The sequence below is a fragment of the Arthrobacter sp. RIT-PI-e genome, from assembly GCF_001187915.1.
Classification (GTDB): Bacteria; Actinomycetota; Actinomycetes; order Actinomycetales; family Micrococcaceae; genus Arthrobacter_D.
In genome coordinates this window covers 15,484-39,721 of sequence record NZ_LGIU01000063.1, presented here as the reverse complement: position 1 = coordinate 39,721, position 24,238 = coordinate 15,484, and the positions used below count along the sequence as shown (strand labels likewise).

Below are 24,238 nucleotides of genomic sequence, written 5' to 3'. Positions count from 1 at the left end.
CCGCGGCGGCGTCAGATGGGTATAAGAGGCGGGTGCTGGGGTGTGGGGTGGAGGGGGTTCGGTTGTTTCTGGTGTTCCCGCGCAGGTCTTGCGCACGTGTCCCCGGGTTCGGGGTCTTCCGGTGTTCTCCGGGAGGGTGTGTGGGGGTGTGTTGGGGTTGTTGGTTGAGAACTGCATAGTGGACGCGAGCATCTTAAAAAGAAGCAATTTCTAAGATAAATCTGGTTTCGGTCTTCGGATCGTTCCTGATTTTCTCGATATGTTTTTGATCTTTGTGGTCAAGTTTTTAAGGGCACACGGTGGATGCCTTGGCATCAGGAGCCGAAGAAGGACGTGGGAATCTGCGATAAGCCTGGGGGAGTTGATAACCGAACGTTGATCCCAGGATGTCCGAATGGGGAAACCCCGCCCGGCGCGCGAGTGACCGGGTGACCCGTATCTGAACACATAGGGTACGTGGAGGGAACGTGGGGAAGTGAAACATCTCAGTACCCACAGGAAGAGAAAACAATAGTGATTCCGTCAGTAGTGGCGAGCGAACGCGGATCAGGCTAAACCAGTGGTGTGTGATAGCCGGCGGGCGTTGCATCACTGGGGTTGTGGGACTTTCCGTACCAGTTCTGCCGGATTGGTGAAATGAGTGCGTGCGTATAGGTGAACGGTCTTGAAAGGCCGGCCGGAGAGGGTGTAAGTCCCGTAACCGTAATGCGTGACGCCGTTTGGAGAGGATCCCAAGTAGCACGGGGCCCGAGAAATCCCGTGCGAATCTGCCAGGACCACCTGGTAAGCCTAAATACTCCCTGATGACCGATAGCGGACCAGTACCGTGAGGGAAAGGTGAAAAGTACCCCGGGAGGGGAGTGAAATAGTACCTGAAACCGTGTGCCTACAAACCGTTGGAGCAGCCTTGTTGTTGTGACAGCGTGCCTTTTGAAGAATGAGCCTGCGAGTTAGTGTTACGTCGCGAGGTTAACCCGTGTGGGGAAGCCGTAGCGAAAGCGAGTCTGAAGAGGGCGTTCAGAGTGGCGTGATCTAGACCCGAAGCGAAGTGATCTACCCATGGCCAGGTTGAAGCGACGGTAAGACGTCGTGGAGGACCGAACCCACTTCAGTTGAAAATGGAGGGGATGAGCTGTGGGTAGGGGTGAAAGGCCAATCAAACTTCGTGATAGCTGGTTCTCCCCGAAATGCATTTAGGTGCAGCGTTGCGTGTTTCTTATCGGAGGTAGAGCTACTGGATGGCTAATGGGCCCTACAAGGTTACTGACGTCAGCCAAACTCCGAATGCCGGTAAGTGAGAGCGCAGCAGTGAGACTGTGGGGGATAAGCTTCATAGTCGAGAGGGAAACAGCCCAGACCACCAACTAAGGCCCCTAAGCGTGTGCTAAGTGGGAAAGGATGTGGAGTTGCCCAGACAACCAGGAGGTTGGCTTAGAAGCAGCCACCCTTGAAAGAGTGCGTAATAGCTCACTGGTCAAGTGATTCCGCGCCGACAATGTAGCGGGGCTCAAGTACACCGCCGAAGTTGTGGCATTCACATGTATCCCAAGCCGGAGACCTCGTGTTTCCTGAGTTCAGGGGTGTGGATGGGTAGGGGAGCGTCGTGTGGGCAGTGAAGTCGCGGTGTAAACCAGCGGTGGAGCCCACACGAGTGAGAATGCAGGCATGAGTAGCGAAAGACGGGTGAGAAACCCGTCCGCCGAATGATCAAGGGTTCCAGGGTCAAGCTAATCTGCCCTGGGTAAGTCGGGACCTAAGGCGAGGCCGACAGGCGTAGTCGATGGACAACGGGTTGATATTCCCGTACCGGCGAAGAACCGCCAATACTGATCGAGGGATACTAACCGCCAGAAGCATGACCGCCCACCCTTGTGGTGACGTGGTTTTTTGTGGATCGCGGGATACTGATCTCGGGAGGTAAGCGTATTAACAGGTGTGACGCAGGAAGGTAGCCGAGCCGGGCGATGGTAGTCCCGGTCTAAGGATGTAGGACGAACCATAGGCAAATCCGTGGTTCTGGTTTCGATACCGGGTCTGAGATCTGATGGGACCCCCGTATGGGGGGATTCGGTGATCCTATGCTGCCTAGAAAAGCATCGGCGCGAGGTTCTAGCCGCCCGTACCCCAAACCGACACAGGTGATCAGGTAGAGAATACTAAGGCGATCGAGAGAATTATGGTTAAGGAACTCGGCAAAATGCCCCCGTAACTTCGGGAGAAGGGGGGCCCCAACTGTGAACCACACTAGCTGTGGGGAGGCGGATCGGGGCCGCAGAGACCAGGGGGAAGCGACTGTTTACTAAAAACACAGGTCCGTGCGAAGTCGCAAGACGATGTATACGGACTGACTCCTGCCCGGTGCTGGAAGGTTAAGAGGACCGGTTAGTTTCACGCTTGCGTGGGACGAAGCTGGGAATTTAAGCCCCAGTAAACGGCGGTGGTAACTATAACCATCCTAAGGTAGCGAAATTCCTTGTCGGGTAAGTTCCGACCTGCACGAATGGAGTAACGACTTCCCCGCTGTCTCAACCATAAACTCGGCGAAATTGCAGTACGAGTAAAGATGCTCGTTACGCGCAGCAGGACGGAAAGACCCCGAGACCTTCACTATAGTTTGGTATTGGTGTTCGGTGTGGCTTGTGTAGGATAGGTGGGAGACTGTGAAGGGCGGACGCTAGTTCGCGTGGAGTCATCGTTGAAATACCACTCTGGTCACTCTGGATATCTAACTTCGGCCCGTAATCCGGGTCAGGGACAGTGCCTGATGGGTAGTTTAACTGGGGCGGTTGCCTCCTAAAAAGTAACGGAGGCGCCCAAAGGTTCCCTCAGCCTGGTTGGCAATCAGGTGGCGAGTGTAAGTGCACAAGGGAGCTTGACTGTGAGAGAGACATCTCAAGCAGGGACGAAAGTCGGGACTAGTGATCCGGCGGCACATTGTGGAATGGCCGTCGCTCAACGGATAAAAGGTACCTCGGGGATAACAGGCTGATCTTGCCCAAGAGTCCATATCGACGGCATGGTTTGGCACCTCGATGTCGGCTCGTCGCATCCTGGGGCTGGAGTAGGTCCCAAGGGTTGGGCTGTTCGCCCATTAAAGCGGTACGCGAGCTGGGTTTAGAACGTCGTGAGACAGTTCGGTCCCTATCCGCTGCGCGCGCAGGAAATTTGAGAAGGGCTGTCCTTAGTACGAGAGGACCGGGACGGACGAACCTCTGGTGTGTCAGTTGTACTGCCAAGTGCACCGCTGATTAGCTACGTTCGGATGGGATAACCGCTGAAAGCATCTAAGCGGGAAGCCTGCTTCAAGATGAGATTTCCCTACACCTAGAGTGTGAGAGGCCCCCAGCCAGACCACTGGGTTGATAGGCCGGATGTGGAAGCAGGGACTAACGACCTGCGAAGCTGACCGGTACTAATAAGCCGACAACTTACACCACACACCCACCCCCACCACAAGCAGAAACCCGGCACCCCGGCAACGAGGTACCAGGAACGAAGCCCACCGGTGACACACGGGGTGACGTGAAGATCACATGCTACGCGTCCACTATGCGGTTCCCGACCAACAACCAGGGAACACACCACCTGCACCACCCAGGTGAACCACAACACCACAACTGAATACATGTTGTAACCCACAGACTTACCACCCGACCGACACCACCACCGGCCACCCCACCCCACCCACAAAAGGGGGGTAGGACACGGCCCGGACACGGTGGACACCGGTCAGGGACGGTAACACGAGTTACGGCGGTCATAGCGTGGAGGAAACGCCCGGTCCCATTCCGAACCCGGAAGCTAAGACCCACAGCGCCGATGGTACTGCACCCGAGAGAGTGTGGGAGAGTAGGACACCGCCGGACACCCCTTAGGCTGAGGCCCCCACACCACCCGGTGCGGGGGCCTCACCCACATAACCACCCACCCCAAGCACATCGGCAGAACAAGCCGGCAGGGCACGCGACCCACACGCGCAGAACAAGACCGCGGGACACCCGCAAGGCTCCAGAGGCCGGCACAAGAGGACCGGGGCACCCACCCGAATGAGGCAGCGCGTGGTGCGGGCAACGATACAACCCGGCATCCGGAGCACTACCGCCGGACTACAGGTCACGCAGCTACTCAACCCGGACACGAATCGGTCCAGGTGCCGTCGATCGTATTCCGACGCAGTCGCTCGCAACACGGACACATGGCAGTCGACCATCATGGGCACCATCCATCGCAGGCAGCCGAGCGCCTACGCTGCTCAGCGCTTCAGCGCTGCATCCACGCCGACAGTCCCGGTGTCGACCAGCGCCGCGCATCGATGTCGAGTACTGATGGGCGGTGTCGTGGAATCACCGGCACCGCGGTGAGAACTCCGAGCAGTACGTCTCGGGCATCGGCACCCGTGCCGCGACCAACCGGACGATCCAGCACTACCGGCGAAGACCGGCAGGGGAGCAGGAGAAGCACGTTCGTCGACACCGCGCGCATCCTCGTCAGTCCGGGGACGTGCCTCGCTGATGAGGGTCCGCGGTCCGCTTCGTGGTTCCATAGTGGAGTACCCCCACAGCAAAATAGAGATCCGCCGGCATCGTGTGCCGGTACCTGATGAGAGGACCGCGCTGCGATGGCTGAGCAGAAGCACACCGACGAGAACGACGGCACGAGCGGCCGGGCGGAGAGCGTGGACGGCGAGCAGCAGACATCGGGTGGAGCCGGACGTCGTCATTCCTGGGGATCGAAGTCATCGGGTGGAAAGGGTCCTGCTCCGCAGAGAGGCGCGCAGGACCCGGTGAACAGTTCGGCGTACCCTGTCGGGTACGAGCAGCGCGCGAAGGGCGGGACGTCGAGTCCTGATGCCCCCCTCGAACAGAACGGATCAGCAGCGACGTCGCCTTCGTCGAAGGGGGGCGAGGAGCGCCGCGAGTCTCCGCGTGGGAACCGCACCGACGGACCGCGTTCAGCTCCCGACGATCGACCGGCGCGGCAGGAGAAGAGCCCCGCTCCCGGAGCGTCCTCGTCGAGGGACGGCGGTGGAACGCGTGGACCGAGGAAGGACCGCGCGGGTGGACGAAGCACCTCCGCCCCCCGCTCGGGTGAGCGGAGGGACGGCGCGTCCCGGGACGGCGGTCGTGGAGCTGGTCGTGATGTCACCCCGCGCACCGATTCCTCGGCACGGACGGATCCCGCCGGCCGATCCGGATCGGCCGGGCACGGAGCATCATCCGGGCGGGGCCGCTCGTCCGAAGAACGGGGACGGCCCGGGTCGGCGTCGTCCGGAGGGCGTTCGGGCGGAGGTCATCGGAGTACCGAGCGTGGTGCGCCGGGCCGACGACCTACGGACCGTGAAGCCCGTGGTGCCGGTGGTCGTGGTGGAGAGGACCGACGTCCGGGGAGCCGCTTCGACAAGCCTGCCCCCGATGCACCGCGCACGCACAACGCGCGTGACCTGAGAAGCGCCAACCGCCCCGACCGCGAACGCTCACCGGAGATCGACGATGACGTCAAGGGTGATGAGCTGGACCGCGTGACCCGCGCACAGGTGCGCAATCTGGAGGAGCGCAGTGCACAGTGGGTGGCCAAACACCTCGTGATGGCGGGCCGCCTGATTGACGTCGACCCCGAACTGGCCTTCCAGCACGCCCTCGCGGCGAGCCGCCGTGGTGGACGACTGGCCGCGGTACGTGAGGCCGTGGGCCTCACTGCATACGCTGCCGGTCACTACGGCGAGGCCCTCCGCGAGTTCCGGACCTTCCGGAGGATCAGCGGCTCGAACGTGCATCTTCCCGTGATGGCCGACTGCGAGCGTGGGCTGGGTCGTCCAGACCGGGCCCTGGACCTGGCTCGCGGGGACGAAGCGGAGAGCCTCGACGCTGCCGGCAAGGCGGAGCTCGCAATGGTGGTCTCCGGCGCGCGGACGGATCTCGGGCAGGCGGATGCAGCCGTATCCGCACTGGAGATCCCGCAGCTCGACCTGCACCGGGCGTTCTCCTTCAGCCCTCGGTTGTTCCGTGTGTACGCAGACGCCCTCGATGCCGTGGGCCGGTCCCAGGAGTCCGGTGCCTGGCGTCGTCAGGCCGCCGTCGCGGAGAAGGCGCTCGGGCTCGACGACGAGACCGAGCCCGGCATCATCGACCTCGGGGACGACGACGAGGAGGCACTGATGCCGGTGCCGAAGGTGACGGACGTCCTCGGTACCCCGGGCCGGCCGGCCACGGAGGACGAGTCGGGTTCCGGGCAGGACGAGCCGTCCGATGAGGGCACAGACATCGGGACCACCGCGGACGGCCACGCGGCCGAGCCGACGGAGGACGGTGGTCCGCAGACGGAGGGAGCCGCCGATCCGGAGGGCAAGCAGCATGACGCCGATGGTGCAGAGGTGGCACCGGAACGGGTGGACATCGACGGCGGGCCGACATCCGCGACGGACCGGATGGCCGATACCGGTGGTGACCGGGACGATGCCGACGCCGGTGCAGCACCGGCGTCGAAGGACGACGTCGATGAGTGACCGCCTGATCGACGGGTTCGACGGCGTGCTCAGCGACCTGGACGGCGTGGTGTACGCAGGACCGGACGCCGTCCCGGGAGCCACCGAGGCGCTCACCCGCCTGGGCGAGGAGGGCAAGAGTCTCGCCTACGTGACGAACAATGCCTCACGCTCCTCCGGGCAGGTCGCGGCCCATCTGCGTGACATCGGTGCCCCGGCCCGGGCCGAGCAGGTGTTCGGTTCCGCACTGGCGGGTGCCGAACTCCTCGCGGAGCAGGTGGTCGCGGGTGCCACGGTGCTCGTGACCGGGAGCGAGACCCTGGCGGACGCCGTCCGTGACCAGGGTCTCCGGGTGGTCGCCTCGGCCGAGGAGAAGCCCGACGCCGTCATCCAGGGGTTCTCGCCGATGCTGGGGTGGAGGGATCTTGCCGAGGCCGCGTATGCCGTCGCCGCGGGCGCGGTCTGGGTGGCGACGAACACCGACATGTCCATCCCGCAGGAGCGTGGCATCGCGCCGGGTAACGGGACGCTCGTGGCAGCGGTCTCGGCAGCCACCGGGAGGTCGCCGCTGGTGGCGGGGAAGCCGGAAGCAGCCCTGTTCCGGACCGCCGCCCACCACTCCGGTGTCGCCCGTGCGCTCGTGATCGGCGACAGGTTGGACACCGACATCCTCGGCGGCAATCGCGCCGGGATGGCGACGGCGCTGGTGCTGACTGGCGTCGACACCGTCAGGACGGCTCTGGCCGCGGCGACGGATCAGCGTCCCACCTACCTGATCGCCTCCCTCGCAGCACTGTACGAGGCGTATCCTGCGATCACGATCGAGGACGGCCTGCACTCCTGCGGTGGAGCGAGTGCCCGGGTGATGGAGGGGACCGTCAGGGTCGACGGTCGGGAGGACGACCTGGACGCATGGCGTGCTGCCTGCGCCGCGTGGTGGGCCGCTCATCCGGACGAGGACACCGCGCACACACCGGAGGTCGAGTTCGGGACCATCCGCTAGGAGGGCGAGGTACGTGCACGGGCGGGCCAGGAGCAACGGCAGGACCTCGAGGTCGACGGGACGGGCGCCGCTCCGCGGTGACGAGTGCAGGACTGCGATCGGGGGCGGGGCGGTGGAGCGCGTCCCTGCCCGGCGGCCGTCGACGCACGGGCCGGCCAGCTGGGACGAGGTCGGACCGACCGGGAGCAGGAAGCGCGGGAGCAGGATGTGCGCGGGTGGGATGCGCAGGGGTGGACGACGGATGAACAGGAGGACCGGGTAGTGGACGAGGCGCCGATCGAGGGACCGGACGCGGACGGACCGGACGCGGCGAGTGCGGAGGTGGAGGGATCGCCGTCGAGCAGGACGGGCGACACCCACGTGGATGCGATCCTCACCGTCCTCGAGGACCTCGACGACGAGCCCGTGACCCAGCATGCCGCGCGGTATCTCGAGGTGCATGCGATGCTCAGCAACGAACTGAACCCGGCAGCGGGACCACGGGGGGCGGGTGCTCATGGCCCGGCTTGACCAGGAACTCGTCGGCCGGGGTCTCGCGCGTTCCCGGTCCCATGCCGCGCAGCTGATCTCGGCGGGGCGGGTACTCCGGGCCGGAGCGGTACTCCTCAAGGCGTCCGCACCCGTCGCCGATTCGGACGTCCTCGAGGTGGAGGACCGCGGTGAGGACTACGTGAGCCGCGCGGGGACCAAGCTCGACGGCGCCCTGGCGGCCTTCCCGGCGATCGACCCGACCGGCAGGCGGTGCCTGGATGCCGGTGCATCCACCGGCGGGTTCACGGATGTGCTGCTCCGACGGGGCGCCCGCGAGGTCGTGGCGGTGGACGTGGGCCACGGTCAGTTGGTGCAGCAGCTCCGCGATGATCCCCGGGTGCAGGTCCACGAGGGGATGAACGTGCGTCACCTCGTACCCGAGCAGATCGACGGCCGGGTGGATCTGACCGTCGCCGATCTGTCCTTCATCTCGCTCACCCTGGTGCTCCCGGCACTGGCGGGCGCCACCAGAGCCGGAGGTGAGCTGCTCCTGATGGTCAAACCCCAGTTCGAGGTGGGCCGGAGCCGGCTGAACAGACTGGGCGTGGTCACCTCGCACGAGGCCCGGCGTGATGCCGTGGCAGGTGTGGTGCGTTCGGCGCTGGGCACCGGTCTGGACGTCTCCGGGATCGCCCGTAGCTCGTTGCCCGGGCAGGACGGCAACCTGGAGTACTTCGTGTGGACAAAGGTGCCGCCGGCGCGATTGATGCCTAGGATCGAGGGGGAGCTGGACCGGCCGATGGAGCATGCGCTCGAGCAGAGCGGTCTCTTCGCCGACTCGCGCCGCACCACCGACAACGACGGAGCTCGATGACTAGACGAATCCTGGTGCTAGCGCACACCGGCCGCAGGAACGCGATGATCGCCGCCCAGGAGGCCTGCACCCGGCTGCACGACTTCGGGCTGCAGCCGGTCATGCGGCCCGAGGAGCTCGCCGACATCCAGGGTGAGTACGGCGAGCTGGCCGCGACCGCGGAGATCCTGGGCGACGACGTGGGCCTGGCCGACGTAGAGCTCGTCATGGTACTGGGCGGGGACGGCACCATCCTCCGTGCCGCGGAGCTGGTGCGCGAGGCGGACGTACCGCTGCTCGGGGTCAACCTCGGACACGTGGGGTTCCTCGCCGAGAGCGAGCGCGCCGACCTCGAGGAGACGGTGCGCTGGGTGGCCGACCGCAGCTACACGGTGGAGGAACGCACCACCATCGAGGTCCTCGTGTGGCACAGCGGTGAGCTCATCGGGCGGAGCTGGGCCCTCAACGAGGCGGCGATCGAGAAGGTCAACCGGGAACGCATGATCGAGGTGGTCCTGGAGGTGGACGGACGCCCCGTGAGCTCCTTCGGCTGCGACGGCGTGGTGCTCGCCACGCCCACCGGTTCCACCGCCTACGGTTTCTCGGCCGGCGGTCCCATCGTCTGGCCGGGGGTGGAGGCGCTGCTCATGGTGCCCATCAGCGCCCATGCGCTCTTCGCCAAGCCGCTCGTCGTCGCGCCGACGTCGGTGCTCGCCGTGGAGATCCTGACCCGCACGGAGGCCGCCGGTGTGCTCTGGTGCGACGGGCGCCGCAGCATCGACCTGCCGCCCGGGTCACGCGTCGAGGTCCGGGCGTCGGAGCATCCGGTGCGCCTGGCGCGAACCCGTCAGACGCCGTTCTCGGAACGTCTCGTCCGGAAGTTCCAGCTCCCCATCCAGGGCTGGCGCGGTCCGATCCACCAGGAAGGGGGGACGCGATGATCGAGGAGATGCGGATCCGCGACCTCGGCGTCATCACCGACGCGACGCTGCGACTGGGGCCCGGGTTGACGGTGGTGACCGGTGAGACCGGTGCCGGCAAGACCATGGTGATCACGGCACTCGGGCTCCTGCGCGGAGCCCGGTCCGACGCCGGGGCCGTACGGTTGAACGCCAGGTCGGCGTCCGCCGAGGCCGTGCTGCGCCTGGATCCGGCGAGCCCGGCGGCGGTACGCGCCGCGGAGGCGGGAGCGGAGCTGGAGGAGCACGACGGCGGAGTCGAGCTCATCCTCGCCCGCACCGTGACGGGGGAGGGCCGCAGCCGCGCCTTCGTCGGCGGCCGCAGCGCGCCCATCGGGGTCCTCGCAGAACTCGGCGACGAGCTCGTGGTGGTGCACGGGCAGTCGGACCAGCTCCGGCTCAAGGGGGCACCGGCGCAGCGCCAGGCACTCGACAAGTTCGGCGGGAAGGCGGTCGAGCGGGTCCTCACGGCGTACGCGGACACCTTCCGGCGCCGGCGCGACGCACTGGCCGAGCGGGATCGGCTGCGCAGCGAGGCGAGGGAACGGGTACGCGAGGCCGAGGGCCTCGAGTCGGCGCTGAAGGAGATCGGCGACCTGGAACCGCAGCCGGGTGAGGACGCCGCGCTCAAGGCGGAATCCATGCGTCTCGGCAACCTGGAGGAACTGCGCACCGCGGCACTGGTGGCCCACCAGGCACTGGTCTCGGAGGAGATCGGTGCCGGAGCCGATGCGGTCTCGCTCGTGGACGAGGCACGCCGTCAGCTCGAGTCCGTGGCCGAGCACGATGCCGAGCTCGGGAAGCTCTCCGAACGCGTGGCCGAGGTGGGGTACCTCCTGGCGGACATCTCCGCCGAGCTGGCCGGGTACGGCACCGCCCTCGACGGCGAGGGTGCGGGCAGGCTGGAGGAGGTGGAATCGCGCCGGGCCGCCCTCTCGGTGCTCCTGCGCAAGTACGCCCCGTCCGTCGACGAGGTGCTGGCCTGGCAGGAGGACGCCGTGAAGCGCCTGCTCGAACTCGGTTCCGACTCCACACGCGTGGAGGAACTCGACGACGTAATCGTGGAGCTCGACCGCGAGGTCGACGAGCTGGCCGCCACCCTCTCCGGACTACGACGTACGGCGGCGGACACCCTGGCGGGGCGGGTCAGCGACGAGCTCACGGCCCTCGCGATGCCGGACGCCCGGCTGCTGATCGAGGTCACCCCCGCCGAGGCCCTGACCGTCCACGGCGCGGACGAGATCACCTTCACCCTGCAGCCGCACCCGGGCTCCGCGCCCCGAGCCCTGGGCAAGGGGGCCTCCGGCGGTGAGCTCTCGCGGGTGATGCTCGCGATCGAGGTGGTCCTGGCCGCCGTCGACCCCGTTCCCACCTTCGTGTTCGACGAGGTGGACGCCGGTGTCGGCGGGAAGGCGGCCGTGGAGATCGGGCGTCGCCTCGCCATGCTGGCGGAGCACGTCCAGGTGATCGTGGTGACCCATCTCCCGCAGGTGGCGGCCTTCGCGGCCCGGCACATCCGGGTGACCAAGAACGTCACACGCGAGGACGGCGGTGGCGGCGTCACCGCGAGCGACGTGGAGGTGCTGCCCGACGACGAGCGTGTCCGGGAGCTGGCGCGGATGCTCGCGGGCCAGGAGGACTCCGCCTCGGCGCGGGCCCACGCCGAGGAACTGCTCGCGGATGCCGCGCGCACGGTCACTCGGTGATAGTCTCGAACCCCGTGGTGCAGCAAACAAACTCCCGGTTCCTCAAGTCCGCTACAACCAAGCACATCTTCGTGACTGGTGGCGTGGCCTCCTCACTCGGCAAGGGACTGACGGCGTCCAGCCTGGGTCACCTCCTGAGGGCGCGAGGCCTCTCCGTGACCATGCAGAAGCTCGACCCGTACCTCAACGTCGACCCCGGCACCATGAACCCCTTCCAGCACGGTGAGGTGTTCGTGACCGACGACGGCGCCGAGACGGATCTCGACATCGGGCACTACGAGCGCTTCCTCGACGAGAACCTCGACGGGTCGGCGAACGTGACCACCGGCCAGGTGTACTCCAGCGTGATCGCGAAGGAGCGTCGCGGTGAGTACCTCGGGGACACCGTGCAGGTCATCCCGCACATCACCGACGAGATCAAGCGCCGGATGCGGCTGCCCGCCGAGGCGTCGCCCGGCAAGAAGGCGCCCGACGTCATCATCACCGAGATCGGCGGGACGGTGGGTGACATCGAGTCGCAGCCCTTCCTCGAGTCGGCGCGGCAGGTCCGCCAGGACATCGGGAGGAACAACGTGTTCTTCCTCCACGTGTCCCTCGTCCCCTACATCGGGCCGTCGCAGGAGCTGAAGACGAAGCCGACGCAGCACTCCGTGGCCACGCTGCGTTCCATCGGCATCCAGCCCGACGCCATCGTGATCCGGTCCGACCGCGAGGTGCCGGCCGCCATGCGGGAGAAGATTGGCCGCATGTGCGACGTCGACATCGACGCCGTGGTGAACGCGGCCGACGCCCCCAGCATCTACGACATCCCGAAGACGCTCCACGCGCAGGGCCTGGACGCCTACATCGTCCAGGCCCTGGACCTCAAGTTCAAGGACGTGAACTGGACCAAGTGGAACAAGCTCCTCGAGGTGGTCCACAACCCCAAGCACTTCGTCGAGGTGGCCCTCGTGGGCAAGTACATCGACCTCCCGGACGCGTACCTCTCCGTCACCGAGGCACTGCGAGCCGGCGGGTTCGCGAACAAGACGAAGGTGACGATCAAGTGGGTGCCCTCCGACGAGTGCGAGACCCCCGAGGGCGCGCGGGCCGCACTGGAGGGTGTGGACGCCGTGTGCGTACCGGGCGGGTTCGGTATCCGCGGTCTCGAGGGCAAGCTCGGGGCGCTGACCTACGCGCGTGAGCACCGGATCCCCACCCTGGGCCTGTGCCTCGGGCTCCAGTGCATGGTGATCGAGTACGCCCGCAACGTGGTGGGCCTCGAGGGCGCCTCCTCCAGCGAGTTCGAGCCCGACACCGAGTACCCCGTGATCGCCACCATGGCCGAGCAGCTCGAGATCGTGGCCGGCGAGGGCGACATGGGTGGAACCATGCGCCTGGGACGCTGGGAGGCGAAGCTCCAGGAGGGCTCGGTGGTCTCGGCCACGTACGGCGGGAGGACCACGGTGTTCGAACGTCACCGCCACCGCTACGAGGTGAACAACGAGTTCCGCGGGCAGATCGCCGAGGCGGGCCTGGTCTTCTCCGGCACCACCACGGACGGCGAGCTCGTGGAGTTCGCCGAGCTGCCCAGGGACGTGCACCCCTACTACGTGTCCACCCAGGCACACCCGGAACTGAGCTCGCGTCCCACGCGTCCGCACCCGCTGTTCGCGGGGCTCGTCAAGGCGGCCCTCGACGTGCGCGGCGGGAAGGCCTGAGCATGGCCGTCCAGGACGCGGGAGGCTTCGCCGACGAGCAGAGCCCGCGGCGCCGCCTGAGCACCGAGACGGTGTACCGGGGGCGGATCTGGGACGTGGTGAGCGACAGGTTCGCCCTGGACGAGGACACCGACCCGATCACCCGCGACTACATCTCCCACCCCGGTGCCGTGGCGGTCCTGGTGCTCGACGACGCCGATCGCGTCCTGCTGCTGCGCCAGTACCGCCATCCGGTGCGCATGACCCTGTGGGAGATCCCCGCCGGTCTGCTGGACGAGGAGGGTGAGGACTTCCGGGACGCCGCAGCACGCGAACTGGCGGAGGAGGCCGATCTCACGGCCGACCGCTGGGACGTCCTCGTCGATCTCTTCCTCTCACCGGGTTCCTCCTCCGAGGCGCTCCGCATCTATCTGGCCCGCGGCGTCGGCGAGGTGCCCGAGGCCGAGCGCCACACCCGGACGCACGAGGAAGCCGAGATCGAGCTCCGGTGGGTGGACCTGGACGACGCCGTGACGGCGGTTCTCGAGGGGCGGATCCACAGCCCGTCCGCCGTCGCGGCCATCCTCGCCGTACGGGTGGCCAGGGAGAACGGCTTCGCGCAGCTCCGCCCGGCCACCACCGACTGGCCGGAACACCCCAGCCGGCACTCCACCTGGCCACGTGGTGCCGTGCTCGAGGACTGAGCACCATGGCGGACCCCGAACCCGGCGACGACGGACCACTGGGCGTCCTCGTCCGCGACTACCTGCAGCACATGACGGTGGAACGGGGCCTGTCCGCGAACACCCTCGCCGCCTACCGGAGGGACCTGCGCCGCTACCAGCTGTTCCTCGACGCCCGCGGCACCACGGAGGCTGGCAGGATCGGGCAGGACGAGGTCTCCGCCTTCGCCCGGGCCGTCACCACGGGTGAGGACGGCATGGCACCCCTGAGCCCCCGCTCGGCCGCCCGCACGATCGTCGCGGTGCGCGGCCTCCACCGGTTCTGGGCGCTGGAGGGGGTCACCGAGGACGATCCCGCCCGGGACGTGCACCCGCCCATGACCGGCCGGCGGCTGCCGAAGGCCGTCCCGGTCGAGGACGTGGTACGGATCCTCGAGGCCGTGGACACCGGCACGGCGTCGGGCCGGCGTGATCGTGCACTGCTCGAGTTCCTCTACTCCACCGGCGCGAGGATCAGCGAGGCCGTGGGCGTCGACGTCGACGACGTCCCGGCGACCGATGCCCTCCGGGGGCCCGCCGTCGTCCGGCTGCCGGGCAGGGGGTTCGGGGAACGACTGGTGCCGGTGGGCTCCTACGCGGCGCAGGCCGTCGAGGCGTACCTGGCGCAGGGGCGGCCCGCCCTCGCCGCGAAGGGCGAGGGGAGCCCCGCGCTGTTCCTCAACGTGCGCGGGGGGCGGCTGAGCCGCCAGAGCGCGTGGAGCATCCTCAGGGCCGCCACGGAACGGGCCGGGGTGGAGCGGGAGGTCTCGCCGCAGACGCTGCGGCACTCCTTCGCCACCCATCTGCTCGAGGGCGGCGCGGACGTGCGGGTGGTGCAGGAGCTGCTCGGCCACGCCTCCGTCACCACCACGCAGGTGTACACGCTCGTCACCGCCGACACCCTGCGCGAGGTCTACGCCGCAGCACACCCCCGTGCGCACTCCTGACGGCGACGGCGGCGCGTCCGAGCACTCGCCGGCAGGGCACGGCCGCGTGGCCGGGGGCACCCGCCCGGTCGGGCTGGGGGAGTGGCTGGACATCGACGGCGTGGCGCACCGCTGCGTCACCCTGTGCTTCCTCTTCCGCACACGGGACGGAGTGGAGGAGGTGCTGCTGGGTCTGAAGCGCACCGGCTTCGGCGCGGGCCGGATCGTGGCCCTGGGCGGGAAGATCGACGGCTCCGAGACCGCCCTGGACGCGGCGGTGCGCGAAGTGGCCGAGGAGAGCTCGATCCGCCTGGAGCCGGGGGAGCTGGAGGCGGCGGGGCGCGTCACGTGGTCCTTCCCCGCAGCGCCCCGCTCCAACATGACCGCTTTCCTGTTCACGGCGGACGTCGGGGCCGTGACGGCACGGACCACCGAGGAGATCGAGCCGCACTGGTACACCTTGGACGCAATCCCGTGGGACGGCATGTGGCAGGACGCCCGCCACTGGTTACCTGCGTTCCTCCCGAACCGTCGGGTCGACGCCCGGATCGTGATGGCGGAGGACAACCGGGGCGTGGCGAGCGCCTCGGTGCGTGGGGAGGATCAGGAGGCGTCCACGTGCCGTTCGTCCGGGCCGTCGTAGACGCTCAGCGGACGGATCAGTGAGTTCGCGGCCCGCTGCTCCATGATGTGCGCCGTCCACCCGGTGATCCGCGCGGCGATGAAGAGCGGGGTGAACATCCCGGTGTCGAACCCCATGAGGTGGTACACGGGGCCGGCGGGGTAGTCGAGGTTCGGTTTGATGCCCTTGGCCTCCTCCATCGCGGTCTCCAGCCCCCGGTACAGGCCGAGGATCTCACCGCGGCCGTAGTACTCGATCATGGCGTCGAGGGCGGCCTTCATGGTGGGCACCCGGGAGTCGCCGTTCTTGTACACGCGGTGACCGAAGCCCATGACCTTCTTCCTCGCCGCGAGGGCGTCCTCCATCCAGGCCTTCGCGCGGGCGGTGGCGTCCTCGGCGGACTCGTCCTGCCGGATCCCGATCTCCTCGAAGGTGTGCATGACGGCCTCGTTGGCCCCGCCGTGGAGGGGACCCTTGAGGGCGCCGATGGCGCCCGTGACCGCCGAGTGCAGATCGGCGAGGGTGGAGGTGATCACGCGCGCGGTGAAGGTGGAGGCGTTGAAGGAGTGCTCGGCGTACAGCACCATCGAGACGTCGAAGGCGCGCACCACCTCCGCCGGCGCCTCCTCGCCGAAGGTCATCCACAGGAAGTTCGCCGCGTACCCGAGATCGTCCCGCGGTTCCACGAGCTCCTGCCCGCGCCGGCGCCGCTGGTCGTAGGCCACCACGGCCGGGAACACCGCGAAGAGGGCCGCGGCCTTCTCCAGCTCGGCCTCCCGCGAGCTGTCCCCGGCCAGCGGATGCGCGGCACCGAGCACCGAGACCGCGGTACGGGCCACGTCCATGGGATGGGCGGTGGGCGGAAGCAGGTCGACGGCGGCGATCACCGCGGCGGGGAGGGCCCGGTGGGCCCGCTCGAACGCGTCCGCCGTGTGCCGCTGCGCCGCGTCCGGCAGCTCACCGGTCCACAGCAGCTGGGCCACGTCCTCGATCTGCCGGTGCGCCGCCAGCTCCTGCACGGGATACCCCCGGTACAGCAGCGAGTTCGTCTCGGGATTGACCTTGGAGATCGCCGTGGTGTCCACCACGACCCCCGCGAGCCCCTTGCGGATGTCTGCCTCTGCCATGGTGGTTCCTCCCTGGTGCTGGTGCTGGTGCTGGTGCTGGTACCCGGTCCGTGCGGCGCCGACCGCTCGGATCAGCGAGCCGCCTGATCGGCATCGCCCGGGCGGCGCGGGCTGCCGGGGACCTCGAAGTCGAAGACGGACGAGTCGAACCTGGTGTACCCCTCGTAGTCCACCAGGTCGTAGAGCCGGCGCCGCGTCTGCATGTCGGCCACACCGTGCTCCTGGGTGCCGTGGGCCCTGATCGAGTCCAGCGTACGTTCGGCGGCGCCCATCGCACTACGCAGCAGGGTGACCGGGTAGATCACCATCGTGGCACCGGCGTCCTGCAGCTGCTCCACGGTGAAGAGCTCGCTCTTGCCGAACTCGGTCATGTTCGCGAGGATCGGGACGTCCACGGCCGCCCGGACGGCACGGAACTCGTCGAGATCGCGCATCGCCTCGGGGAAGATGGCGTCCGCACCCGCCTCCACGAGCGCGCGGCACCGGTCCTGCGTGGCCGCGAGGGTGTCCGTCCCGCGGAGATCCGTGCGGGCCATGACGAGGAAGTCCGGATCGCGCCGGGCATCCGCCGCGGCCCTGATCCGCTGGACGGCGGTGTCCAGGTCCACCACGTTCTTGCCGTCGAGGTGCCCGCAGCGCTTGGGATTGACCTGGTCCTCGATGTGGCAGCCCGCGAGCCCCGCGTTCTCGAGTTCCTGCACGGTGCGGGCCACGTTCATCGGTTCACCGAAGCCGGTGTCCGCGTCCACGATCGCGGGCAGGTCCGTCATCCGCGCGATCTGCCCGGCGCGCTGCGTCACCTCGGTCAGCGTGGTCAGGCCGATGTCCGGCAGGCCGAGATCGGCGGCGATCACCGCACCCGAGATGTAGACGCCGTCGAACCCCTTGTCCTCGATGAGTCGCGCCGACAGCGGGTTGAACGCTCCCGGGAACTGCTGGAGGCGCCCGGAGGCGAGGGCGGCGCGCAGTGTGCGTCGCTTGGCCTCGGGGGTGATGTTCGAGTACAGCATGGTCCGGCCCTTCCTACAGGAGTCCCTGCGGCGCGGCGGCCGCATCGAGGTGGCTGGGGCGGGCCACGATGTTGCGCGCCCCGAGGGCCCCCGCCGGCAGCTCCGGCAGCTGCTCGACGGCGGTGAGGAACCTCTCCAGCTCGGCGTCGTCGACGACGCCGGCGGCCAGCATCCTCAGCTTGGCCACGTAGTCGGCGCGGGCGAAGGGCCGGGCCCCGAGCGGGTGGGCATCCGCGACGGCGATCTCGTCGGAGATCACCGTGCCGTCCGTCAGGGTGATCTCCACCCGTCCGCCGAAGGCCTTCTCGGCGATGTCCAGGGAGTGGTAGCGGCGGGTCCATTCCGCGTCCTCGAGGGTGGTCACCTTGTGCCAGAGGGCCACGGTGTCCGGGCGTGCCGCCCGTTCCGGCGCGTAGGAGTCCTCGTGGTGCCACCTGCCGTCCTGCAGCGCCACCGTGAAGATGTAGGGGATGGAGTGGTCGAGCGTCTCGCGGGTCGCGGTGGGGCTGTACTTCTGGGGGTCGCCCGCGCCGGACCCGATGACGTGGTGCGTGTGGTGCGAGGTGGAGATCACCACGGAGACCACGTTGGCCGGGTCGGTGACCTCGGGGTGCGCACCGTGCAGCCTCCGTGCCAAGTCGATCCAGGCCTGCGCCTGGTACTCCGCCGAGTGCTCCTTCGTGTAGGTGTCGAGGATCGCGCGCTTCGCCTCGCCGGCGCCCGGCAGCGGCACCTCGTAGGCCGCGCCCGGTCCGTCGAGCAGCCAGGCGATCACGCCGTCCTCACCCTCGTAGATGGGGGTGGGCGAGGTCTGCCCGCGCATGGCGCGGTCCACGGCCTCGATCGCCATCTTGCCCGCGAACGCCGGGGCGTGCGCCTTCCAGGTGGAGATCTCGCCCTTCCGGGACTGCCGGGTGGCGGTGGTGGTGTGGAGCGCCTGGCCGACGGCGTGGAAGATCACCTCGGGCTCGAGTCCCAGCAGCGTGCCGATGCCGGCGGCGGCGGAGGGACCGAGGTGCGCCACGTGGTCGATCTTGTGCTCGTGGAGGCAGATGGCCTTCACGAGATCCACCTGGATCTCGTACCCGGTGGCGATCGCGCGCACGAGGTCGTGTCCTGACGCGCCGGTGTGCTGCGCGGCGGCGAGGACGGGCGGGATGTTGTCGCCGGGGTGGGAGTAGTCGGCGGCCAGGAACGTGTCGTGGTAGTCCAGCTCCCGGACGGCCACCCCGTTGGCCCAGGCGGCCCACTCCGCCGAGACGGGGGAGTCCGTCCCGAACACCAGGGCACCCGCCCCGGAGGCGGACACGGGATGGGTGGCCGCCTGGGCACGGGCCGCCACCACGGGGGCCCGGTTCAACGAGGCGATCGCCACGGACGCGTTGTCGATGATCCGGTTGACCACCATGTCCGCCACCTCCGGTGTCACCGCCACGGGGTCGGCGGCCACCTCGGCGATCTTCCAGGCGAGTTGCTGCGCACGCGGCAGGTTCTCCTCGCTGCGGTGGACGCGGACGGGGTGGAGCTCGACCATGGTGTTCCTCTCATCTCGGTACTCGGTCTGTCAGGGGGTGCTGGCACCCGCGCGCGGGGCGAGCAGGTGCTCGAGGCTGTTGTGGAGGTGGACCCGCACGGAGGCCTCCGCCAGGTCCGCGTTGCCACGGCCCAGGGCGACGGCGATCTGCTCGTGCTCGCGCGCCGAGGCCAGGAGACGTGCGGTGTCGTCCCTGGCCAGCCGACGGATCCGGGCCAGCTGCGTCCGGACGGGTCGCTGGGCCCGGAGCAGGTACGGGTTCCGCGCCGCGGCGTCGATCTCGTCGTCCAGCCGCGCCACCAGGGCGTAGTAGTCCGGTCGCCGTCCGTCGTCGTCGATGAGTCGCGCGGCAGCACCGAACTCCCCGGCGAGCGCCGAGAAGGCAGCAGGATCACCACGGTGGGCCGCGAGCCGCGCGGCAGCGCACTCGAGGGGCAGCCGGACGTCGAACAGGTCGGCCACGGCCGTCAGGGAGACGGTGGAGACCACCACGCCGCGACCGGTGTGCGGGGTGGCGAGGCCGTCGGCGACCAGCCGCGTCAGGGCCTCACGCAGCGGGGTCCTCGACACACCGAGCCGGGCGGACTGCTCCACCTCGGCCAGGACGTCCCCGGGGGAGAGCCGCCACTCGAGGATGTCCGCGTGGAGGGCCGCGTAGGCGCGGTCGCTGGCGCGCATGCCGCCTCCCGTCCCTCCGCGTGATATCCGGTCAGCGGTGGTGCTCGAGGATACCGAAGCCCTCCGCTGCCATCAATGTATGCACACCGGGTGTCAGGCGCAAGCCATCACCCTTCCCGACGGAACACACCGGACGCTGTGTATACATCCTCGTGTCATCGAGTCCCTGTCATCTAATCCTGTCGTCGTCCCGGATCGCTCTCCCTCGGTGCGGTCCCGGCCACCCGCGTCAGTGGGCCGCACTGCCGTCGGGCAGACCGTACTCGAACTCGGGACGTCCTCTCGACCCGTAGCGGGACGAACGCTGCACGGACTGCTGGTCCGCCAGGTACTCGAGGTAGCGCCTGGCCGTGACCCTGGAGATCGCCAGTGCCTCGGACACCTCCGTGGCCGAGGTGGGCGCGGAGCACGTCGCGAGGAAGGCGGAGACCCCGCGGAGCGTCTCGGCCGAGAGCCCCTTCGGGAGCGTCGTCCCCCCACCCGCGGTCCGCAGCGAGGCGAAGGCGTGATCCACGTCCGCCTGCGTGGTCACCGAGGTCTGCTCCACCAGGGTCCGCCGGAACTCCTGGTAGGCGCCGAGCTTCTCCTGGAACGCGGAGAAGGTGAACGGTTTGATCAGGTACTGCACGATCCCGGAGGAGATCGCCGAGCGGACCACCCGCAGGTCGCGGACCGCGGTGATGGCGATGACGTCGACGGGGAGACCGAGCGCACGGACGCGGCGGACGACGTCCAGACCGTGCACGTCCGGGAGATTCATGTCGAGCAGGATCAGGTCGACGCCGGCCGTGGCCGGCCCGGGTGTGCCCGCGAGCCGGAGGAACACGGCGAGCTCGGCCCCGCTGCGTACCGTCCCCACGAGGTCGAAGCCGGTCATCCGGCGCACGTACTCCGCATGGGCCTCGGCGGCCACCGGATCGTCCTCCACCACCAGGACGCGGATCCCGCTCATCCCGTACCGCCGGTGTGCCCGGGCGCAGCGCCGTCCGCCGGAGGGCCCGCGGTGTGGTTCCGGGAGCCGCCCCCGGTGTCGAGGGCGTCCGGGGCGTCCGTGGCATCCGGCGGTGGTGTGGGTACGGGGAGCCGGACGGTGAAGCGGGCCCCGCCGAGTTCCGTGTCCGTGACCTCGACGTGCCCGCGGCAGCGTTGCACGGCCTGACCGACGAGGGCCAGGCCGATCCCCCGACCGGGGCCCGGGCAGCCCTGGTCCTGCTTGGTGGTGTAGCCGAACTCGAACACCCTGGCCTTCTCCGACTCGGGGAGCCCGTTCCCGCTGTCCTCGACGACGATCTCCAGCAGCGGCGCGCCGTCACGGCCCTGCGCCCTCCGTACCCCGAGGGCCACGCGGGGTTCCTCCGACGCCGCGGCCTCGTCGAGTGCGTTGTCGAGCAGGTTGCCGATCACGGTCACCAGGTCCACCGGGTCCAGTCCCGTGGTCCCGGTGCCCGCGGCGATGTCCGGCACGAGTTCGATCCCGCGTTCGTGGGCCTGGGCCGCCTTCCCGACGAGGAGCGCGGCGATGAACGGCTCGTCCACGGCGTGGAGCACCTCGTCCGTGAGTCGCTGCGACTGCTGCAGATCGCGGGTGGCGAACTCGAGCGCCTCGGCGTTCCTCCCGAGCTCCACGAGCGAGACGATGGTGTGCAGGCGGTTCGCGTGCTCGTGGGTCTGCGAGCGCAGCGCGTCGGTGAGCGTGCGCATGGTCTCCACCTGCCCGGTCAGGGCCTCGATCTCGGTGTGGTCGCGCAACGTGGTCACGGTGCCCAGGGCGCCCGGATGATGTGCGGCGCGTCCGGCCGGGGTCGGTGGCACGGCCGGTTCCTGGTTCACCAGGAGTACCCGGCTGTCCGTCAGGTGCACCTCGTCGTGGGCCCTCCGTCCCGAGGCCAGCAGGTCCCGGAGGGAGGCCGCGACCGCGAGTCGGGCCGCCTGGACCGGTTCCGGTGTCCCGTCGAGCCCGAGCAGCCGGGCGGCCTGGTCGTTGTAGAGGACCAGGCGACCCCGGGCATCGGTCAGCAGCAGGCCCTCGCGCACGGAGTGGAGGACGGAGTCGTAGAACACGAAGGTGCGCGAGAGGTCGTCCGGTCCCATGCCGAGGGTCGCATCGCGCAGCCGACGGCTCAGCAGGAACGAGGCGAGGGCTCCTGCCGCCAGGGCCCCGAGGGCTATGGCCGCGACGAGGGGGAGCTGCGCGTTCCGGGCGATCGCGGCCCGGTCCACCGTGATCCCGGCGGCCACCATCGCCCGTACCCGGCCGGCGTCGTCGAGGACCGGCGCGATCGAGCGGATGGACGGCCCGAGGGTACCCGCGTAGGTCTCGGTGTACGTCCCGCCGGCCAGGGCCTGCGTCACCGAGCCGATGTAGGGCTTGCCGATCTGCTCCGGATCGGGATGGGTGAACCGCGTCCGGTCCGTCGCCATGATCGTGACGAAATCGACGCCCAGCTGGTCCATGATGTCGACGGCGTAGGGCTGCAGGACGGACGACGGGTCGGGCTCCTCCACGGCGCGGAGCACCGCCGGGTCGAGCGCGATCGTCGTGGAGACGGCGACCATCCGCTCGGCCGCGGCGTCGTTCACGCTCCGTGCCGCGTCGGCGTAGAGGATCACGGACAGGGACAGGGAGAGCACCAGGACGAACACGAGCTGGACCAGGAAGTACTGCCGGGCGAGGCTCCAGCGACTCACGCGGGGATCCTGCTCCTTCCCGGTCCGGGGGCGGCCGCCGGGGACGGCCGGGCGCAGCTGGTCATGAACAGTATGAACTCAACGGTGATCTGGATCACTTTGCTGTCACGATGGTGTGGAAACACCCAACACTACGCTTCCCGGGAGGACCCCGCAGCCGGAGAACGACCTCCGGCGGCCGGTGCAGCCGGGCGGCCCACCCCCAGGGAGAACTCCATGGCTATGGCGCCATCGCGGTCCGAGAGCGGACCTGCACAACCCCGCAAGAGGGTCGACAAGACCCATTTCCTGTACATCGCCGTCATCGTCGCCGTCGTCCTCGGCGCGGTCCTCGGTCTGGCCGCACCCGAGTTCGCCAAGGGACTGAAGCCGATCGGCACCGCCTTCATCAACCTGATCAAGATGATGATCGCCCCGATCATCTTCTGCACGATCGTGCTCGGCGTCGGCTCCATCGCGAAGGCCGCGACCGTCGGCAAGGTGGGCGGTCTCGCCCTGGGGTACTTCATGGTGATGTCCACCTTCGCGCTCGGGATCGGTCTCGTGGTCGGGAACCTGATCCAGCCCGGTGAAGGACTGGACATCTCGTCCTCGACGTACGAGATTCCCGCCGCGGCCGAGGGCGCACCCGAGGGCACCGTCGGGTTCCTGATCGGCATCATCCCCACCACGCTGCTGTCCGCGCTGACGGGGCCCAGCATCCTGCAGACCCTCTTCGTGGCACTGCTCGTCGGATTCGCCCTGCAGAAGATGGGCTCCGCCGGCCGTCCGATCCTCCGCGGCATCGGCCACATCCAGGCTCTGGTGTTCCGCATCCTCATCATGATCATGTGGCTCGCGCCCATCGGTGCCTTCGGCGCGATCGCCGCCGTCGTCGGCGAGACCGGCGTGCAGGCCATCATCAGCATGGCGACGCTCATGATCGCCTTCTACCTCACGTGCGCCCTGTTCATCGCGGTCGTCCTCGGCGGCCTGCTGAAACTGGCGACGGGCGTGAACATCTTCAAGCTCATGAAGTACCTCGGCCGCGAGTACCTGCTGATCTTCAGCACCTCGTCCTCCGAAGCCGCCCTTCCCCGCCTGATCGCCAAGATGGAGCACCTCGGCGTCTCCAAGCCGGTGGTCGGCGTCACCGTGCCCACCGGGTACTCGTTCAACCTGGACGGGACCGCGATCTACCTGACCATGGCGGCCCTGTTCGTGGCCGAGGCGCTCGGCAAGCCGCTGGAACTCGGCGAGCAGGTCTCCCTGCTGGCCTTCATGATCATCGCGTCCAAGGGAGCAGCCGGTGTCACCGGCGCCGGCCTGGCCACCCTCGCCGGCGGCCTGCAGTCGCACCGCCCCGACCTGGTGGACGGTGTCGGGCTCATCGTCGGCATCGACCGCTTCATGTCCGAGGCCCGTGCGCTGACCAACTTCACCGGCAACGCCGTGGCGACCGTCCTCATCGGCACCTGGACGAAGGAGATCGACCGGGCCCGCGTGGACGAGGTGCTCGACGGCCGCATGCCGTTCGACGAGGCCACCATGACCACCGACCACCGCTTCGACGACGACAACGACGTCGAGGAGAGCTCGGCCGTCACCACCGCGGCGGCCGTCGACGGACCCCCGACGCGCTGATCCCGCCGGGCCACGAGCCCTGACCACGACGACGGCGGCGCCCCGGAGCGGGTCCGGGGACCGCCGCCGTCGGTCCCGCCCGTTGCCGCGCGCCGCAGCAGGGAGGGCGGCCCGCGCGCGGGCGTTGTACGGTTGATCGAGAGAAACATCAAGAGA

At 68.4% G+C, this 24,238-nt stretch carries 17 protein-coding genes and 2 rRNA genes; 13 read left to right on the top strand and 6 right to left on the bottom strand.

Annotated elements, in window-relative coordinates; translation table 11 throughout:
* Positions 1-276: 276 nt before the first annotated feature.
* The 12 genes from AC792_RS09115 to AC792_RS09060 all read left to right on the top strand — a co-directional run bounded on the left by AC792_RS09115 (position 277) and on the right by AC792_RS09060 (position 15,443).
* Positions 277-3,437: ribosomal RNA gene (locus tag AC792_RS09115) — 23S ribosomal RNA — on the top strand.
* Positions 3,438-3,749: 312 nt separating this feature from the next.
* Positions 3,750-3,866 (top strand): 5S ribosomal RNA (gene rrf, locus AC792_RS09110).
* Positions 3,867-5,518: 1,652 nt separating this feature from the next.
* A complete protein-coding gene (locus AC792_RS17755) occupies positions 5,519-6,502 on the top strand; it encodes a hypothetical protein (RefSeq protein ID WP_235436579.1) in 984 nt (327 codons plus the stop codon).
* The gene (locus tag AC792_RS09100) at positions 6,495-7,484 is read left to right on the top strand and encodes an HAD-IIA family hydrolase (RefSeq protein WP_049830218.1); all 990 of its coding nucleotides are present in this window, start codon (positions 6,495-6,497) and stop codon (positions 7,482-7,484) included. The genes AC792_RS17755 and AC792_RS09100 overlap by 8 nt, the downstream gene beginning before the upstream one ends.
* 261 nt (positions 7,485-7,745) lie before the next feature.
* Positions 7,746-7,994, top strand: coding sequence for a hypothetical protein (locus AC792_RS09095; RefSeq protein ID WP_049830217.1), 249 nt, complete (start codon positions 7,746-7,748; stop codon positions 7,992-7,994).
* Complete coding sequence (locus tag AC792_RS09090; RefSeq protein WP_049830216.1) at positions 7,981-8,829, top strand: TlyA family RNA methyltransferase; 849 nt, start codon at positions 7,981-7,983, stop codon at positions 8,827-8,829. The genes AC792_RS09095 and AC792_RS09090 overlap by 14 nt, the downstream gene beginning before the upstream one ends.
* On the top strand, positions 8,826-9,749 hold the full coding sequence (locus tag AC792_RS09085; protein ID WP_049830215.1) for an NAD kinase: 924 nt from the start codon (positions 8,826-8,828) through the stop codon (positions 9,747-9,749). The genes AC792_RS09090 and AC792_RS09085 overlap by 4 nt, the downstream gene beginning before the upstream one ends.
* Positions 9,746-11,473 carry a DNA repair protein RecN gene (gene recN / locus AC792_RS09080; RefSeq protein WP_049830214.1) on the top strand — a complete coding sequence of 576 codons (1,728 nt, stop codon included), beginning with the start codon at positions 9,746-9,748 and terminating at the stop codon, positions 11,471-11,473. Before AC792_RS09085 ends, recN begins: the two co-directional genes overlap by 4 nt.
* The gene (locus tag AC792_RS09075; RefSeq protein ID WP_049830213.1) at positions 11,470-13,173 is read left to right on the top strand and encodes a CTP synthase; all 1,704 of its coding nucleotides are present in this window, start codon (positions 11,470-11,472) and stop codon (positions 13,171-13,173) included. Before recN ends, AC792_RS09075 begins: the two co-directional genes overlap by 4 nt.
* Positions 13,174-13,175: 2 nt before the next feature.
* On the top strand, positions 13,176-13,856 hold the full coding sequence (locus tag AC792_RS09070; protein WP_049830212.1) for an NUDIX domain-containing protein: 681 nt from the start codon (positions 13,176-13,178) through the stop codon (positions 13,854-13,856).
* A 5-nt stretch (positions 13,857-13,861) separates the two neighbouring features.
* Positions 13,862-14,821, top strand: a complete 960-nt coding sequence (locus AC792_RS09065; protein WP_049830211.1) for a site-specific tyrosine recombinase XerD — start codon at positions 13,862-13,864, stop codon at positions 14,819-14,821.
* Positions 14,808-15,443, top strand: coding sequence for an 8-oxo-dGTP diphosphatase (locus AC792_RS09060; RefSeq protein WP_235436578.1), 636 nt, complete (start codon positions 14,808-14,810; stop codon positions 15,441-15,443). The genes AC792_RS09065 and AC792_RS09060 overlap by 14 nt, the downstream gene beginning before the upstream one ends.
* Here the strand turns inward: AC792_RS09060 and AC792_RS09055 are convergent.
* The 6 genes from AC792_RS09055 to AC792_RS09030 all read right to left on the bottom strand — a co-directional run bounded on the left by AC792_RS09055 (position 15,404) and on the right by AC792_RS09030 (position 22,459).
* Positions 15,404-16,549, bottom strand: a complete 1,146-nt coding sequence (locus AC792_RS09055) for a bifunctional 2-methylcitrate synthase/citrate synthase (RefSeq protein ID WP_049830210.1) — start codon at positions 16,547-16,549, stop codon at positions 15,404-15,406. The genes AC792_RS09060 and AC792_RS09055 overlap by 40 nt on opposite strands.
* 71 nt (positions 16,550-16,620) lie before the next feature.
* Positions 16,621-17,559 carry a methylisocitrate lyase gene (prpB, locus tag AC792_RS09050; RefSeq protein ID WP_049830209.1) on the bottom strand — a complete coding sequence of 313 codons (939 nt, stop codon included), beginning with the start codon at positions 17,557-17,559 and terminating at the stop codon, positions 16,621-16,623.
* A 13-nt stretch (positions 17,560-17,572) separates the two neighbouring features.
* Complete coding sequence (locus tag AC792_RS09045) at positions 17,573-19,093, bottom strand: MmgE/PrpD family protein (protein ID WP_049830208.1); 1,521 nt, start codon at positions 19,091-19,093, stop codon at positions 17,573-17,575.
* A 30-nt stretch (positions 19,094-19,123) separates the two neighbouring features.
* The gene (locus AC792_RS09040; RefSeq protein WP_049830207.1) at positions 19,124-19,771 is read right to left on the bottom strand and encodes a GntR family transcriptional regulator; all 648 of its coding nucleotides are present in this window, start codon (positions 19,769-19,771) and stop codon (positions 19,124-19,126) included.
* Between the two features lie 229 nt (positions 19,772-20,000).
* Entirely contained in the window at positions 20,001-20,723 is a 723-nt protein-coding gene (locus AC792_RS09035) for a response regulator (RefSeq protein WP_049830206.1), read from the bottom strand.
* A complete protein-coding gene (locus AC792_RS09030) occupies positions 20,720-22,459 on the bottom strand; it encodes a sensor histidine kinase (protein ID WP_082177610.1) in 1,740 nt (579 codons plus the stop codon). Before AC792_RS09030 ends, AC792_RS09035 begins: the two co-directional genes overlap by 4 nt.
* Before the next feature lie 222 nt (positions 22,460-22,681).
* Between AC792_RS09030 and AC792_RS09025 the strand changes: the two genes are divergently transcribed.
* On the top strand, positions 22,682-24,082 hold the full coding sequence (locus AC792_RS09025) for a cation:dicarboxylate symporter family transporter (protein ID WP_049830205.1): 1,401 nt from the start codon (positions 22,682-22,684) through the stop codon (positions 24,080-24,082).
* Positions 24,083-24,238 lie beyond the last annotated feature (156 nt).